This window comes from Streptomyces sp. KL116D, assembly GCF_030766975.1.
Classification (GTDB): Bacteria; Actinomycetota; Actinomycetes; order Streptomycetales; family Streptomycetaceae; genus Streptomyces; species Streptomyces longispororuber_A.
Genome location: NZ_JASERH010000109.1, coordinates 74,336 through 89,713, shown reverse-complemented (window position 1 = coordinate 89,713; position 15,378 = coordinate 74,336). Strand labels below are relative to the sequence as shown.

The following is a 15,378-nucleotide window of genomic DNA, read 5'->3' as shown; positions in this document are numbered from 1 at the left end:
CTCGCGAGGACGTCTCCTGACGGGCGCTCAGGCCACCCACTGCTCGTAGGCCATCTTCAGGACGAGCGCGCAGACCACCGTGAGCAGCACGATGCGCACGAAGCCCGCGCCGCGCTTGAGGGCCGTGCGGGCGCCGATCATGCCGCCGGCCAGGTTGAAGACGGCCATCAGGGCGGCCAGTTGCCAGTAGACGGTGCCCTTGAGGGCGAACATCGCGAGGGCGCCGCCGTTGGTGCAGCAGTTGACGATCTTGGCGGTGGCGGAGGCCGTGACCAGGTCGAGGTGGAGGATCGCGGTCAGGGCGAGGACCAGGAACGTGCCGGTGCCGGGGCCGATCAGGCCGTCGTAGAAGCCGATGCCCAGGCCCGCGAAGCCGATCGCGGCGAGGACGCGGCGGGGCGAGACCGGGGTGGCCGTCGGGGCCGTGCCGAACGACGGGCGGAAGATCACGAAGGCGCCGACGCCGACCAGGACCACCATCACGATCGGCTTGAGGACCTCCGTGCTCATGCCCGCCGCCAGCAGGGCGCCGCCCGTCGAACCGAGCAGGGCCGCGACCCCGATGCGGACGGCGAGGCGTACGTCGACCGTGGCCTTGCGGGTGTAGGTGATCGCGGCGCCGGCGGTGCCGACGATGGCGACGGCCTTGTTCGTGCCGAGTGCGTACGGGCCGGCCGCCGAGGAGTTCGGCAGGCCGAGCAGCAGCGCGGGGAGCAGCAGGAGGCCGCCGCCGCCCACCACCGCGTCGACCCAGCCCGCGGCGAGCGCGGCGATACAGAGGACGACGACGGCGGTCAGCGATATGTCAGGCATGATCGCGACCCTATGGACGCGATACGTGTGCCGTCCACGAATGTGTGGAGAGTTGAGCGTCTTCTGAGCTTGCCGTCCCGGCATGCGGGACGGCCCGGTCGGGGGCGGGCGGCGCGGCCGGGTCCACGGTCAGCGCGAGGCAGGCCGCGAACAGCGCGCTGGCCGACGCCAGGCAGGCGGTGAGCTGCCGGCGGGACCGGAGCGTGGGGGCGGGGGCGGGGCGGGTGGTTCTGCGGTGGCGGCCCATGGGCGGTCTCTCCGGAGGTCGGGGCGGGGCGGGGTGCGGGGGGGCTGTCAGTACGTGAAGGACTCGGCGTGGATGCGTTCCTCGGCGACACCGGCCCGGACGAGGGCCGTCGTCGCGGCGGCGGTCATCCCGGGCGGCCCGCACAGGTAGACGTCGTGCTCGGCGAGTCCGGGCACGAGGTTGCGCAGGGCCTGCGGGGCGAGCGGGTCGAAGGACGCGTCCGAGGGGCCGAGGAGGTAGTGCAGTCCGGCCTGCCGGGTGCGGGCGATGGTCTCCAACTCCTCGCGCAGGACGAGCTGTTCGGCGTTGTTCGCGCGGTAGAGGAGCGTGAGGTCGCCGGGTGCGCCGGGCAGCGTCTCGAACAGGGCGCGCAACGGTGTGATGCCCACTCCCCCGGCGAGCAGCAGCACCTTGCGGCGGGTGCGCCGGTGGGCGGTGAGCGCGCCGAACGGTCCGGTGGCCGCGACCCGGACCCCCGGCCGCAGCCTGCGGACCCGGCGCGTGTGGTCGCCGACGGCCTTCACGGTGATCCGTACGTGGTCGCCGTCGACCGGCGCGGACAGCGAGAACGGCAGCGCAGTGCGCCACAGCCGCCGGTGCAGGAACCGCCAGCGGAAGAACTGGCCCGGTTCCGCGCGGAGCCGGGCGAGGTCGCGGCCGCGCATCAGGACCGACACGACGCCCGGGCCCTCGACGCGGACGTCGACGACGCGCAGGTCGTGCCGGAGCGCCTGCCGTACGGGGACGACGACCCGGTACCAGACGAGCAGCACGGCGACCGTCGCGTGCAGCAGGCACCACAGGCCGAGGCTCAGCGGGCCGCCCGCGACGTCCGGGCCCGACAGTTGGTGGGCGAAGGCGAGGGCGGCGCCGAGGTAGGTGAGCAGGTGCAGGCCGCGCCAGGTGCCGTGTCCCACGCGGCGGCGGACCGCGCGGGCGCTGCTCACGCCGACCGCGCCCAGCAGCGCGGTGCCGGCGGCCGCGGCGGCCAGGGCCGGGTAGCCGAGCAGGTCGGTGACGGCGGTGACCAGGTCGGTGCCGGTGTGCACGGCGTAGCCGCACAGGGCGAGGACGACGTGGGCGGCGCACAGGGTGAGGACGTGGCGGCCGCCGCGGGCGTGATGGCGGGCGAGGCGGTCGGCGCCGATGCCGTGCTCCACCGCGGGGACCCGGGCCATCAGGAAGAGCATGACCAGGATTCCGTACCCGGCGAGCAGCCCCGTGAGGTGGGCGCCGGTCGCGAACAGGGCGTCCGGGCGGGCCGAGGGGTGGGCCTGCGCGGCCCACAGGGCGATCACCACGGTGGCGCCCGCGGTGATGGTGGTGCGGAGGGTGCGGGGCGTGATCTGGGGGTTGTCGCTGCTCACGCTCCGCAGGTTAGGCGGGCGAATCCGCTGGTCAGGTGGGTGTCCGTGATCCTTAAGGTGGCCTTGAGGACTCGCTGAGCGGGCGTTAAGCCGGGCGCGGACCGCTGGGACCGGATCGCGCAGTTCCCCGCGCCCCGGGAGCGTCTCCGTCTACAGGTCACGCCGTGGTTGCCCGCGCAGTTCCCCGCGCCCCTTCAGCGTCTGCCATGTCCCGCATCGTTTTCTGGTGCGGGTCACGTCGTGGTTGCTCGCGCAGTTCCCCGCGCCCCTGGAGCGTCTGCCACGCCCCGGACCGAATCCGTCTGCACGTCGCGTCGTGGTTACTCGCGCAGTTCCCCGCGCCCCTGGAGGTGCGCCCTTCGGGCGGCATCTCCCCGGCGGGGAAGGCTGCGCGCCGGCGCATGCCTTCAGGGGCGCGGGGAACTGCGCGAGAAGCCCCACCGGACCTCGGTCGAAAACACCCCGCAACCCGGCAGACGCCCAGGGGCGCGGGGAACTGCGCGGACCGCCCCCACCGGACCCGCACCCACCCACCCCCAGACCCGCCCACCCGAAATCGGCCCTCACACCCGGCCAGCCCCACCGCTGAGCCCACCGTTCCCCCGGAGAAACCATCGGGACGCCACCGGGAAACACCCGCCCCGCACGCTGCGGAGCATGACCGCACCGCACGAGCACGATCACGACGCCCCCCGGGACGGGAACCGTGTCGTCGTCATCGGCACCGGCCTCGCCGGCACCCGCCTCGCCCAGCGCCTGGGCGACCGCGCGGTGCTGATCGGCGAGGAGGCGCACGCCCCGTACAACCGGGTGCTGCTCGCCGAGGTCCTGGCCGGCACGTACGGCCCGGACGTCATCGAGCTCCCCCGCACCCCGGGCCCCCGCCTCCGCACGCGCGCCGTCCGCATCGACCGCGACCGCCGCCTCGTCCAGTGCGAGAACGGCGCCGAGGTCGCCTACGACACCCTGGTGCTCGCGACGGGCTCGAACCCGGTCCTGCCCCCGCTGCGCGGCCTGTTCGCCCCGGGGGCGACCGAACTGCCGGGCGGCGTCCACCCGTTCCGCACGATGGACGACTGTCTGGCCCTGTCCGGGGCCGTCACCGAAGGGACCCGCGCCGTCGTCATCGGCGGCGGCCTGCTCGGGGTGTCCGCGGCCCGCGCGCTGGCCCGGCGCGGCGCGCAGGTCGTCCTCACCCAGCAGGCGGAGCGGCTGATGGAGCGCCAGCTCGACCCGCGCTCCTCCGAACTCGTCCGCCGCCATCTCACCGCGCTCGGCGTCGAGATCCACACGGAGTGCCGGGTGCGCGGCGTCCGCGTCGAGGACGGTCACGTACGCCGGGTCGAACTGCACGACGGCTACGTCCTCGACACCGACGTCACCGTGCTGGCCTGCGGGGTCCGGCCGCGGGCCGGTCTCGCGCAGGCCGCGGGGCTCGACGTCCGCAAGGGCGTCGTGGTCGACGACGAGCTGCGCACCAGCGATCCGCACATCCGCGCGGTCGGCGACTGCGCCCAGCACGCCGACACCGTGTACGGACTCGCGACCCCCGCCCTGGAACAGGCCGACGCCCTCGCCGGTCTGCTCACCGGGACCGGCCGTACGACGGCGTACACCGGCACCCGCACCCTGACCCGGCTCACCCTCCCGCACGAGGCGGGCCCGCTGGACCTCGCCGCGTTCGGCGAGACCGAGGCGCTGCCCGGCGACGACGTCGTGCAGCTCACGGACGCGACCCGCGGCACGTACCGCAAGGTCGTGGTCCGTGGCGACCGCCTCGTCGGCGGCGTCCTGGTCGGCGAGCTCGCCAGTGTCGGCGCGCTCGCCCACGCCTGGGAGTCGGACGAATCCCTGCCCGCCGCCACCGATGCCGGCGCCCCGCCGCTGCTGCACCTGCTCACTCACGACGGAGGCCTCTGACATGGCGACCGACACGGCCACAACGGCCAAGCCCACCCTCGTCCTCGTCGGCCACGGCATGGTCGGCCAGCGCTTCCTCGAAGCGGCGGCCGAGCGCGGCCTGACCGGGACGCACCGCGTGGTCGTCCTGTGCGAGGAGCCGCGCCCCGCCTACGACCGGGTGCACCTCACCTCGTACTTCTCGGGCACCACGCCCGACGAACTCTCCATGACGGACCCGGAGTTCATCGACCAGCACGGCATCGAGCTGTACGTGGGCGACCCCGCCGTGGTCGTCGACCGGGACGCCCGTGTCGTGCACGCGCGCTCCGGCCTGAAGGTCGCGTACGACACGCTCGTGCTCGCCACCGGCTCGTACCCGTTCGTGCCGCCCGTCCCCGGCAAGGACGCCACCGGCTGTTTCGTGTACCGGACCATCGAGGACCTGTACGCGATCGAGGACTACGCCAAGAACAACGCGACGGTCGGCGCCGTGGTCGGTGGTGGACTGCTCGGCCTGGAGGCCGCGGGTGCGCTGCAGGGGCTCGGACTCGCCACCCACATCGTGGAGTTCGCGCCGCGGCTGATGCCCGTGCAGGTCGACGAGGGCGGCGGCGCGGCCCTCCTGAAGACCATCAGCGACATGAAGATCGACGTCCACACGGGGGTCGGCACGCAGGAGATCGTCACCGACGACGCGTCGGGCGCGGTGCGCGGCATGAAGCTGTCGGACGGTTCCGAGCTCGCCACCGACCTCGTCGTCTTCTCCGCCGGTGTCCGCCCGCGCGACCAACTCGCCCGCGACATGGGCCTGTCGGTGGGCGAGCGGGGCGGCATCACGGTCGACGAGCGGTGCCGCACCAGCGACCCCGACGTGTTCGCGATCGGCGAGTGCGCCCTCGCCGCCGACGGCCGGGTCTACGGGCTCGTCGCCCCCGGTTACGAGATGGCCCTGACGGCCGCCGCGGCCATCGCCGAGGAGTCCACGGAGGCGTCGTTCACCGGCGCCGACCTGTCCACCAAGCTGAAGCTGCTCGGGGTCGACGTGGCCTCGTTCGGCGACGCGCACGGCGCGACCGAGGGCTGCCTCGACGTCGTCTACTCGGACTCGCGCTCGGGCACGTACAAGAAGCTCGTCATCGGCAGCGAGGGCGAGCTGCTCGGCGGGATCCTGGTGGGTGACGCGGAGGCCTACGGCACGCTGCGCGCGCTCACCGGGACCGTGCCGCCGGTCGCGCCCGAGGCGCTGGTGCTGCCGGCCGGTGCGGGCGCGCCCGCCCAGCTCGGCCCGGACGCGCTGCCCGCCGACGCCGTCATCTGCTCCTGCCACAACGTGACCAAGGGCGAGATCTGCGAGCACACCTCGCTGCCCGAGGTGAAGAAGTGCACCAAGGCGGGTACGGGCTGCGGGAGTTGCGTCAAGCTCATCGGGCAGCTGCTGCCGAAGTCCGGCGACGACGGCCTGTGCGGCTGCTTCCGGCACACGCGCCAGGAGCTGTACGAGATCGTCCGCGTCAAGCGCGTCACGGCCTTCGCCCAGCTGCTCGACGAGCACGGCCGCGAGGAGGCGCGCGGCGGCGAGGGCTGCGAGGTCTGCAAGCCGGCGGTCGGCTCGATCATCGCGTCGCTGGCCCCGTCGATCGGCGCGGACGGCTACGTCCTGGAGGGCGAGCAGGCGGCCCTGCAGGACACGAACGACCACTTCCTCGCCAACCTGCAGAAGAACGGCTCCTATTCGGTGGTGCCGCGCATCCCGGGCGGCGAGATCACTCCCGAGAAGCTCATCGTGATCGGCGAAGTGGCGCGGGACTTCGGGCTCTACACGAAGATCACCGGCGGTCAGCGCATCGATCTCTTCGGCGCCCGGGTCGATCAACTGCCCATGATCTGGGCACGGTTGGTGGACGCCGGCTTCGAGTCCGGGCACGCGTACGGCAAGTCGCTGCGCACCGTGAAGTCCTGCGTCGGGCAGACCTGGTGCCGCTACGGCGTGCAGGACTCGGTGCGGATGGCGATCGACCTGGAGCTGCGCTACCGGGGCCTGCGGTCCCCCCACAAGCTGAAGTCGGCGGTCTCCGGCTGCGCCCGCGAGTGCGCCGAGGCCCAGTCGAAGGACTTCGGCGTCATCGCCACCGCCAACGGCTGGAACCTGTACGTGGGCGGCAACGGCGGCATGACGCCCCGTCACGCCGACCTGCTCGCACAGGACTTGAGCGACGCGGAACTGATCCGGCTGATCGACCGGTTCCTGATGTTCTACATCCGCACGGCCGACCGCCTGGAGCGCACGGCGGCCTGGCTGGACCGGATCGACGGCGGCCTCGACCACGTGCGGGACGTCGTCGTGCACGACTCGCTCGGCATCTGCGACGAGCTGGAGGCGCTGATGCGGGCGCACGTCGCGCACTACCGGGACGAGTGGGCCGAGACCCTCGACGACCCCGAGCGGCTGTCCCGCTTCGTCTCGTTCGTGAACGCCCCCGACACCCCGGACCCGACGGTCCGCTTCGTCCCCGAGCGCGACCAGATCAAGCCCGAGCTGCCCCTCATCCCCCTGGAAGGACTCGCCGTACGATGACGATCGCTCCCGAGAAGACGACGGTAATGGTGCAACTCGGCCTGGACGACGAGTGGTTGTCCGTGTGCGAACTGGACCGGCTCACGCCGGGGCGGGGCGTCGCGGCACTGCTGCCCGACGGCCGTCAGGCCGCGGTCTTCCTGGACCGGGCGGGGCGGGTGCACGCCGTCGACAACACGGATCCGTTCACCGGGGCGGCGGTGCTCTCGCGCGGCCTGCTCGGTTCCGCCCTCGGCCGGCCGTTCGTGGCGTCGCCACTCCTGAAGCAGCGCTTCGACCTGGAGACGGGCCGCTGCCTGGACGACGACACGGTCTCCGTCCGGGCCTACGCGGTACGTGCGGCGTAGGCCCGGCCTACGGTTCGACTGGCACGCCGTCATGGCTGATCGCGCAGTTCCCCGCGCCCCCAAAAGCACGGCCACGCGCCATGGCCACGGCCGCCCGTCCGCCGAGCGCGGGCCGGCGGGGCTTCTCGCGCAGTTCCCCGCGCCCCCAAAAAAGCACGGCCACGCGCCACGGCCGCCCGTCCGCCGAGCGCGGGCCGGTGGGGCTTCTCGCGCAGTTCCCCGCGCCCCTGCGAGGCGCACTTCGTGCGGCCTCTCAGGGGGCGCCTATGGGGCTGCGGCGGAGCCGCATGCTCCAGGGGCGCGGGGAACTGCGCGAGCGACCCACCACAGCCGGCAGCCCGCGACGAACGACCGGCCCGGCAGACGCAGTCGAGCCTTCAGGGGGAACACGTCATACTTGACCGACCGTTCCACATACCTATAGGGTCTGGTTCGTGGCCAGGACCAAGGAATTCGATCCGGACGCCGCGCTGCAAGCGGCCCTCGAGCTGTTCCACCGGCGCGGCTACGAGGCGACGTCGATGGCGGACCTCGTCGACCACCTCGGCATCGGCCGCGCCAGCATCTACGCCACGTTCGGCAACAAGCACGACCTGTACCTGAAGGCGATGGACCGGTACGCCGAGTCCGCCGACTCGACCGTGCTCGACGAACTGTCGCAGGCCGGCCCCGCCCTCCCCGCGGTCCGCGCCCTGATCCACCGCTTCGCCACGGAGTCGACCACCACCGACCAGCGCCTGACGGGCTGCCTGGTCACCAACACGGCCGCGGAGCTCGCCCCGCACGACCCCCAGGCCGCCCGCCGCGTCGAGCGCAGCTGGGAGCACGTCGAGACGCTGCTGCGCACCACGCTCACCCGCGCCCAGGCGCAGGGCGAGCTGCCCGCGGGGCGCGACCCCCGGGCACTCGCCCGGCTGCTGCTCGTCCTGATGCAGGGCATGCGCGTCGTCGGCAAGGCGTCCCAGGACCCCGCACGGGTCAGGGACGCCGCCGCACAGGCCCTCACCCTCCTCGACTGACACCACACCAGCCAGCCGACCAACCAGCCGGTTCGCCCTCCGCCCGGAGGGTCTTTCACTTGCCCTCATACTGAACCGATCGGTCAAGAAAGAGGAACCCATGTCTCCCGTGTCGCACGCCTCCCGCCACCGCTTCACCGGCCGGACCGCCCTCGTCACCGGCGCGGGCTCCGGCCTCGGCCGGGCCGTCGCGCTCGCCCTCGCCGCCGAGGGCGCGAACGTGGTCGTCGCCGGGCGGACGCACGGGCCCCTCGCCGAGACCGTCGCGCTCATCGAGGCCGCGGGCGGCACCGCCCTCGCGCAGCCGGCCGACGTGTCCCGGGCCGACGACACGAAGGCCCTGGTCCGTACAGCGGTCGAGCGCTTCGGCACGCTCGACGTCGCCGTCAACAACGCGGGCGTCTTCCGCGGCGGCACCCCCGTCGCCGACCTGCCCGCCGAGGACTGGCGCACGCTCCTCGACATCAACGTCACGGGGGTGCTGAACTCGCTGCAGGCCGAGGTCGCCCAGATGCGGACCCAGGAGTCGGGCGGCGCGATCGTGAACGTCTCCTCGAACCTCGGCCCCCACGCCTCCCGGCCCGGCGTCACCGCCTACGGCGCCTCGAAGGCCGCCGTCTCCGCCCTGACCCGCGGCGCCGCCCTCGACCACGTCGCCGAGGGCATCCGCATCAACGCGGTGAGCCCCGGCGCCTCCGACACCACGATGTCGTTGCGCCCCGACGAGACCCCCGCCGAACGGGACGTCCGGATGAAGGAGCAGTCCCCGCTCGGCCGGGTCTCGACGACGGAGGAGGTCGCCGCGGCCGTCCTGTACCTCGCCTCGTCCGACGCCGCGTCCGTGGTCGGCGCGGACCTGGTGATCGACGGCGGCGCGGCGGCCTAAACGTCAGTTCCGCGTCAAAAAGCAGTCGTTACGGGTCAGGACAGAGTCAAAAACCGCCGGAGCGCCCCGCCCTACGGCCTACGGTGCGCTCCATGGGACGCAATGTGAGGACGTCGGGGCCCGGCACCCGGACCGGTGCCGTCCGCCCCGCGACGGCGACGGTGACCGACCGGGCCTGGGCACACGAACTGCGGGCCGCTCTGCTCAGCACGGCGCTGGTGTTCGGGCTCGCCCTGACCGTCGACGCGGCCCACTCCACCCTGACCCCGCCGCGCGTCCTGCTGTGGACGGGCCTCTCGCTGCCCCTGTACGCCGTGCTGCACCCGCCGCGCGTCACGGCGGGCCCCGGCTGGCTCGCGGTGCGCGGCCTGTTCCGCCGCCGGCACGTCTGCACGGACCTGCTGGTCTCGGCCCGCCGCGCCGACGGCCTGACCCCGCGCCTGGTCCTGCGGGACACCCTGGGCGCCCGGGTGGAGCTGGACCCGCAGATCCTCACGGCGAACCCGCTGCTGTGGCACCGGGTCGAGACGGGGGCCGGCCGGGCCCGGGCGAACGGCCTGCTGGTGACGGGAGTCGAGGTGCTCCGCACCCTGGGCGCCCAGGTGGACGAGGAAGAGGCGAAGGCCATCTTCGATGCGTCGGACCTGACCTGACGCACCCTGCCCGGACCCCCGCGACGCTCACCCCTTCAGGGCGCCGCACTCCACCCCGGTCAACCGCTCCGACGCCGCCCACAACCGCTCCCCCGCCACGTCGCCGCGCGTCCACGACGCCCGCCACGACCGGCCCGGCGCCCCGCGCCACATCATCACCCGCGGCCCGTAGAAGTCGTCGCCCCGCACCCCGGGGGCCGTCGCGGCGTACAGCGTGGGCAGCGCCCCGCCCTCCGCGGACTGCGCGAACACCCGGTTCCCCACGGCGTAGAACCGCTCCATCCCCTTGCGTCCCTCCAGCCGGGCGCCCCGCGCCTGGAGGGACGTCGCGGCGTACCCGGGGTGCGCGGCGGCGGCGACGAGGGCGGCCCCGGCCGCGGCGGCGCGGCGGGCCAGCTCGTGCACGAAGAGCAGATTGGCCGTCTTGGAGCGCGCGTACGCGATCCACCTCCGGTACCCCTGCTCGCTGTTGAGGTCGCCCGGGTCGAGGTCGGCGAGCGCGTGCAGAGCGCTGGAGACGGTGACGACGCGGGCGGCCGGCGCGTCGAGGAGGCTCGGCAGCAGCAGTCCGGTGAGCGCGAAGTGCCCGAGGTGGTTCACGCCGAACTGGATCTCGAACCCGTCGACGGTGCGGGCGTACGGCAGCGCCATCACCCCGGCGTTGTTGACGAGCAGGTCGAGCGGCCGGCCGCTGAGGGCCGCCGCGAACTCCCGTACGGAGCCGAGGTCGCCCAGGTCGAGCGGCCCGAACTCGGCGTCGGCGCCCGGCACCTCGGCGCGCAGCCGCTCCACCGCGGCGACGCCGCGCCGCTCGCTGCGGCAGCCGAGGACGACGTGGGCGCCCGCCCTGGCCAGCTCCCGCGCGGTGACGTACCCGATGCCGCTGTTGGCGCCGGTGACCACGGCGGTGGTGCCGCTCCGGTCCGGGATGTCACGCGCGCTCCAGCCGCTCATGGCCCTGCTCCCTGGGTGACGGGTCTGCCCGCCGGTCGACTTACCGGACGGTAATGAGGCAGGCATCGTTCCGCCGGAACGCGAAGAACTCAAGCCCCGAGGAGAGCTCATGCCGAAAGGGCGGTCCCCCCGCACAGGGGTACCGCCCTTTCGTCGAGCACCGGAGCCGTCGCCGATCGGTGAGGGTCGGGGACCGACGGCGGCTCCGGGGGTTCTGCGGGTCCTACCGGTGGTCGCTGCCCACGGAGGTGGAGGCCGCGCGGCCGGCCTCGAGGCGGGCGACCGGGATGCGGAACGGCGAGCAGGAGACGTAGTCCAGGCCGACCTCGTGGAAGAAGTGGACCGACTCCGGGTCGCCGCCGTGCTCGCCACAGACGCCGAGCTTGAGGTCGGGGCGCGTGGCGCGACCGGCCTCGGCGGCGGCCTTGACCAGCGAGCCGACGCCGTCCTTGTCGATCGTCTCGAACGGGCTGACGCCGAAGATGCCCTTCTCCAGGTACGCGGTGAAGAAGCTCGCCTCCACGTCGTCGCGGGAGAAGCCCCAGACCGTCTGCGTGAGGTCGTTCGTGCCGAAGGAGAAGAACTCGGCGGCCTCGGCGATCTGTCCGGCCGTGAGGGCGGCCCGGGGCAGCTCGATCATGGTGCCGATGGACAGCTTCAGCTTGACGCCGGTCTGCTCCTCGACCTCCGCGATGACCTGGTCGGCCTCCTCGCGGACGATCTCCAGCTCCTGGACGGTGCCGACGAGCGGGATCATGATCTCGGCGCGCGGGTCGCCCTTGGCGTTCTTGCGGGCGGCGGCGGCCTCGGCGATGGCGCGGACCTGCATGGCGAACAGGCCGGGGATGACCAGGCCGAGCCGGACGCCGCGCAGACCCAGCATCGGGTTCTGCTCGTGCAGCCGGTGCACGGCCTGGAGCAGCCGCAGGTCGTTCTCGTTGTTGTCCTGGCGGGACTCGGCGAGCGCGACGCGCACCGACAGCTCGGTGATGTCGGGCAGGAACTCGTGCAGCGGCGGGTCGAGCAGGCGGATGGTGACGGGCAGCCCGTCCATCGCCTCGAACAGCTCGACGAAGTCCTGCTTCTGGAGCGGCAGGAGCTGCTTGAGGGAGTCCTCGCGCTCGGTGTCCGTGTCGGCGAGGATCAGCTTCTCGACCATCTCGCGGCGCTCACCGAGGAACATGTGCTCGGTGCGGCACAGGCCGATGCCCTGGGCGCCGAACCGGCGGGCGCGCAGCGCGTCCTCGGCGTTGTCGGCGTTGGCGCGTACGCGCAGGCGGCGTACGCGGTCCGCGTAGGCCATGATCCGGTGCACGGCGCCGACGAGCTCGTCGGCGTCGTCGGCGCCGGCGTGCATGCGGCCCTCGAAGTACTCGACGACCGGGGACGGCACGACGGGGACCTCACCGAGGTAGACCTTGCCGGTGGACCCGTCGATGGAGATGACGTCGCCCTCCTCGACCACGGTGCTGCCGACGGTGAGGCGGCGCCGCTTGGTGTCGACCTCCAGGTCCTCGGCGCCGCAGACACAGGTCTTGCCCATGCCGCGGGCGACGACGGCGGCGTGCGAGGTCTTGCCGCCGCGCGAGGTGAGGATGCCTTCGGCGGCGATCATGCCGTCGAGGTCGTCGGGATTGGTCTCGCGGCGCACGAGGATGACCTTCTCGCCGGAGCGCGACCACTTGATGGCGGTGTACGAGTCGAAGACGGCCTTGCCGACCGCGGCGCCCGGCGAGGCGGCGATGCCGCGGCCGAGCTGCTCGACCTTCGCCTCCTCGTCGAACTTCGGGAACATCAGCTGCGCGAGCTGCGCGCCGGTGACCCGCTGGAGCGCCTCGGCCTCGTCGATCAGGCCCTGGTCGACGAGCTGCGTCGCGATGCGGAAGGCGGCACCGGCGGTGCGCTTGCCGACGCGGGTCTGCAGCATCCACAGCTGGCCGCGCTCGATGGTGAACTCGATGTCGCAGAGGTCCTTGTAGTGGTTCTCAAGGGTCTCCATGATCTGCATGAGCTGGTCGTACGACTTCTTGTCGATCTGCTCCAGCTCGGCGAGCGGCACCGTGTTGCGGATGCCCGCCACGACGTCCTCGCCCTGCGCGTTCTGCAGGTAGTCGCCGTAGACGCCCTGGTGTCCCGAGGCGGGGTCGCGGGTGAACGCGACACCGGTGCCCGAGTCGGGGCCGAGGTTGCCGAAGACCATCGAGCACACGTTGACCGCGGTGCCGAGGTCGCCGGGGATGCGCTCCTGGCGGCGGTAGAGCTTGGCGCGGTCGGTGTTCCACGAGTCGAAGACGGCGTGGATGGCGAGGTCCATCTGCTCGCGCGGGTCCTGCGGGAAGTCGCGGCCCGCCTCGGTCTTCACGATCTTCTTGAAGCGCGTGACGAGCTTCTTGAGGTCGGCGGCGTCCAGGTCGGTGTCGACGGTGACCTTCTTGGCGCGCTTGGCCTTCTCCAGCTCGTCCTCGAAGAGCTCGCCGTCGACGTCCAGGACGGTCTTGCCGAACATCTGGATGAGGCGGCGGTACGAGTCCCACGCGAAGCGGTCGTCGCCGGCCTGCTTGGCGAGGCCCTGCACCGACTTGTCGGAGAGACCGATGTTGAGGACGGTGTCCATCATGCCGGGCATGGAGAACTTCGCGCCCGAACGGACCGACACCAGAAGGGGGTTGTCGGCCTGGCCGAGCTTCTTGCCCATCTGCTGCTCGAGCGCGTCGAGGTGCTCGCTGACCTCGTCACGGAGTGCCACCGGCTCGGCGCCGCTGTCGAGGTAGACCTTGCAGGCCTCGGTGGTGATGGTGAAGCCCGGAGGGACGGGAAGCCCCAGGTTGGTCATCTCGGCGAGGTTGGCACCCTTGCCGCCGAGAAGGTCCTTGAGGTCCTTGTTTCCCTCGGTGAAGTCGTAAACGAACTTCGTTACCTGAGGATCTTTGTTTTCCGACACGGGTCTCGACTCCTCGAGGCTCGGGTGGCTGCCCTGACGGCGAGGAACATACCCAGATCCAAGGCCTCTGGGTACGTCCACTTAGCCGTCATGCGGCCGTAACCACCCGTCCGCCAGGAGATCGAAAGTGACCGATGGGTATCCGAGATCCAGTCAATGCGTTCACTTCTTGAACGGTCAACCCCCGTAGAGCCCGATAATCGCTCACATGAGCAGGCTCTACTCTCATGTGTGTTCACGTCATAAATGATCGAGCATTGGCACTCAGTGCCACGAGTTGGAGAAGTGCAGGCGTCGATTTGGCGCTCATCTGAGCGCAAGGGTGATCAGGGGTGGCGAGAATCACGCCGTTTGAAGGGGGCTTCGGACGGCCCGATGTCAGCATCCGGACAGGTCCCGGGGACGGAACGGGCCCGTCACACGCCCAGCGCCGCGAGCCGCCGCTCGGCCCGCGCGGGGGCGTACAGCTCCTCCACCACCAGCGCTCCCGCTCCGATGAGCGCGGAGCGCTCGCCGAGCCGGGCCGGGGCCACGACCAGATGGGCCGTCGAGCGGGGCAGCGCCCGCTGGTAGAGGAGTTCGCGCACGCCCGTGAGGAAGGGAGTTCCGGCCAGATCTCCGGCGATCACCAGCACACCGGGGTTCAGCAGGGTGACGACGGTGGCCAGCACCTCGCCGACGCTGCGCCCGGCCTCCCGTGCCAGCCGCACCGCCTCCGGGTGCCCGGCCGCCAGCAGGTCCCGCACGTCCGAGCCGGAGGCCGCGGGCACCCCGGCCTCGGTGAGCCGGCGGGCCAGCGCCCGGCCGCTGGCGACCGCGGCCAGGCAGCCGTACGAACCGCACTTGCACAGGGCGTCGGCGCCCGCCGGGACCCGGACGTGCCCGATGTCGCCCGCGCCGCCGTCGATGCCGCGGTAGATCGCGCCGTCCACCACGACGCCCGCGCCGATCCCGGTGGAGACCTTGACCAGGGCGAAGGCGCGGCAGTCCGGGTGGCCGGTGCGCTGTTCGCCGTACGCCATGAGGTTGGCGTCGTTGTCGACCAGGACCGGGACGTCCGGCGCGGTCGCGGCGTGCTCGGCGGCGGCGCGGGCGAGGCGGCCTCTTATGTCGTAGCCGTCCCAGCCCGGCATGATCGGCGGCTGCACGACGCGGCCGGTGTCGATGTCGACGGGGCCCGGCACCGCGAGGCCGATGCCGCACACCGTGTCCGCGGCGCGCCCGGCCTCCTTGAGCAGATCGCCGAACCAGCCGCCGAGCCGCGGCAGCACCGCCTCGGGGCCGTCCTCGACGGTGAGGTCGTCCGTGTGCTCGGCGAGCACCTCCCCGGACAGGGTGAGCACGGCGGCGCGGGCGTGCCGGGTGTCGAGGACGGCGGCGAGCACCACCGCGTGCGCGTCGTCGAACTCCAGATGGATCGAAGGGCGGCCGCCCAGCCGGGAGTTGACCGGCCCGGCCGCGCCCTCGCGCAGCCAGCCCGCCCGGAAGAGCCGGTCGAGGCGCTGCCCGACCGTGGCCCTGGACAGGCCCGTGACCTCCTGGAGCGCGCCGCGCGTGGTCGCCCGTCCGCTGCGGACGAGCTGCAGCAGATCCCCGGCGCTCGCCTGGTTCCCCGCCATGGCCGCCAACCCCCTTGCGTTCATCAACTGCGCGTTACATTCTGGGTTTTGCGTG

At 72.6% G+C, this 15,378-nt stretch carries 11 protein-coding genes; 6 read left to right on the top strand and 5 right to left on the bottom strand.

Annotated features, from left to right (window positions below; translation table 11 throughout):
• Positions 1–27: 27 nt before the first annotated feature.
• Together RBJ77_RS42685 and RBJ77_RS42680 are read right to left on the bottom strand one after the other, a co-directional pair.
• Positions 28–813 carry a sulfite exporter TauE/SafE family protein gene (locus RBJ77_RS42685; RefSeq protein WP_372349921.1) on the bottom strand — a complete coding sequence of 262 codons (786 nt, stop codon included), beginning with the start codon at positions 811–813 and terminating at the stop codon, positions 28–30.
• 294 nt (positions 814–1,107) lie between these two features.
• On the bottom strand, positions 1,108–2,427 hold the full coding sequence (locus RBJ77_RS42680; RefSeq protein WP_372349920.1) for a ferric reductase-like transmembrane domain-containing protein: 1,320 nt from the start codon (positions 2,425–2,427) through the stop codon (positions 1,108–1,110).
• A gap of 657 nt (positions 2,428–3,084) precedes the next feature.
• Between RBJ77_RS42680 and RBJ77_RS42675 the strand changes: the two genes are divergently transcribed.
• The 6 genes from RBJ77_RS42675 to RBJ77_RS42650 all read left to right on the top strand — a co-directional run bounded on the left by RBJ77_RS42675 (position 3,085) and on the right by RBJ77_RS42650 (position 9,809).
• Positions 3,085–4,347: an NAD(P)/FAD-dependent oxidoreductase gene (locus RBJ77_RS42675; protein WP_372349919.1), complete on the top strand. Its 1,263-nt coding sequence runs from the start codon at positions 3,085–3,087 to the stop codon at positions 4,345–4,347.
• 1 nt (position 4,348) lies between these two features.
• Positions 4,349–6,904 carry a nitrite reductase large subunit NirB gene (gene nirB / locus RBJ77_RS42670; RefSeq protein ID WP_372349918.1) on the top strand — a complete coding sequence of 852 codons (2,556 nt, stop codon included), beginning with the start codon at positions 4,349–4,351 and terminating at the stop codon, positions 6,902–6,904.
• Positions 6,901–7,251, top strand: a complete 351-nt coding sequence (gene nirD, locus RBJ77_RS42665; protein WP_372349917.1) for a nitrite reductase small subunit NirD — start codon at positions 6,901–6,903, stop codon at positions 7,249–7,251. The genes nirB and nirD overlap by 4 nt, the downstream gene beginning before the upstream one ends.
• 434 nt (positions 7,252–7,685) lie before the next feature.
• Positions 7,686–8,270 (top strand): TetR/AcrR family transcriptional regulator, encoded by a 585-nt coding sequence (locus tag RBJ77_RS42660; protein WP_372349916.1) that lies wholly within the window; start codon positions 7,686–7,688, stop codon positions 8,268–8,270.
• Positions 8,271–8,370: 100 nt separating this feature from the next.
• Complete coding sequence (locus tag RBJ77_RS42655; protein ID WP_372349915.1) at positions 8,371–9,156, top strand: SDR family NAD(P)-dependent oxidoreductase; 786 nt, start codon at positions 8,371–8,373, stop codon at positions 9,154–9,156.
• Positions 9,157–9,248: 92 nt separating this feature from the next.
• Entirely contained in the window at positions 9,249–9,809 is a 561-nt protein-coding gene (locus RBJ77_RS42650) for a hypothetical protein (RefSeq protein WP_372349914.1), read from the top strand.
• Between the two features lie 27 nt (positions 9,810–9,836).
• Here the strand turns inward: RBJ77_RS42650 and RBJ77_RS42645 are convergent, their stop codons facing one another.
• The 3 genes from RBJ77_RS42645 to RBJ77_RS42635 form a co-directional block, all read right to left on the bottom strand.
• Positions 9,837–10,763, bottom strand: a complete 927-nt coding sequence (locus RBJ77_RS42645; protein ID WP_372349913.1) for an oxidoreductase — start codon at positions 10,761–10,763, stop codon at positions 9,837–9,839.
• Between the two features lie 223 nt (positions 10,764–10,986).
• Positions 10,987–13,704 carry a pyruvate, phosphate dikinase gene (gene ppdK, locus RBJ77_RS42640; protein ID WP_372349912.1) on the bottom strand — a complete coding sequence of 906 codons (2,718 nt, stop codon included), beginning with the start codon at positions 13,702–13,704 and terminating at the stop codon, positions 10,987–10,989.
• A 416-nt stretch (positions 13,705–14,120) separates the two neighbouring features.
• A complete protein-coding gene (locus RBJ77_RS42635; RefSeq protein ID WP_372349911.1) occupies positions 14,121–15,323 on the bottom strand; it encodes an ROK family protein in 1,203 nt (400 codons plus the stop codon).
• Positions 15,324–15,378: the final 55 nt, after the last annotated feature.

Bases quoted from the DNA above. Each gene is read 5' to 3' on its own strand.
- RBJ77_RS42650 (WP_372349914.1), top strand. From the start codon at position 9,249: ATGGGACGCAATGTGAGGACGTCGGGGCCCGGCACCCGGACCGGTGCC.
- RBJ77_RS42675 (WP_372349919.1), top strand. From the start codon at position 3,085: ATGACCGCACCGCACGAGCACGATCACGACGCCCCCCGGGACGGGAAC.
- RBJ77_RS42635 (WP_372349911.1), bottom strand. From the start codon at position 15,323: ATGGCGGGGAACCAGGCGAGCGCCGGGGATCTGCTGCAGCTCGTCCGC.
- nirB (WP_372349918.1), top strand. From the start codon at position 4,349: ATGGCGACCGACACGGCCACAACGGCCAAGCCCACCCTCGTCCTCGTC.
- RBJ77_RS42655 (WP_372349915.1), top strand. From the start codon at position 8,371: ATGTCTCCCGTGTCGCACGCCTCCCGCCACCGCTTCACCGGCCGGACC.
- RBJ77_RS42685 (WP_372349921.1), bottom strand. From the start codon at position 813: ATGCCTGACATATCGCTGACCGCCGTCGTCGTCCTCTGTATCGCCGCG.
- nirD (WP_372349917.1), top strand. From the start codon at position 6,901: ATGACGATCGCTCCCGAGAAGACGACGGTAATGGTGCAACTCGGCCTG.
- RBJ77_RS42645 (WP_372349913.1), bottom strand. From the start codon at position 10,763: ATGAGCGGCTGGAGCGCGCGTGACATCCCGGACCGGAGCGGCACCACC.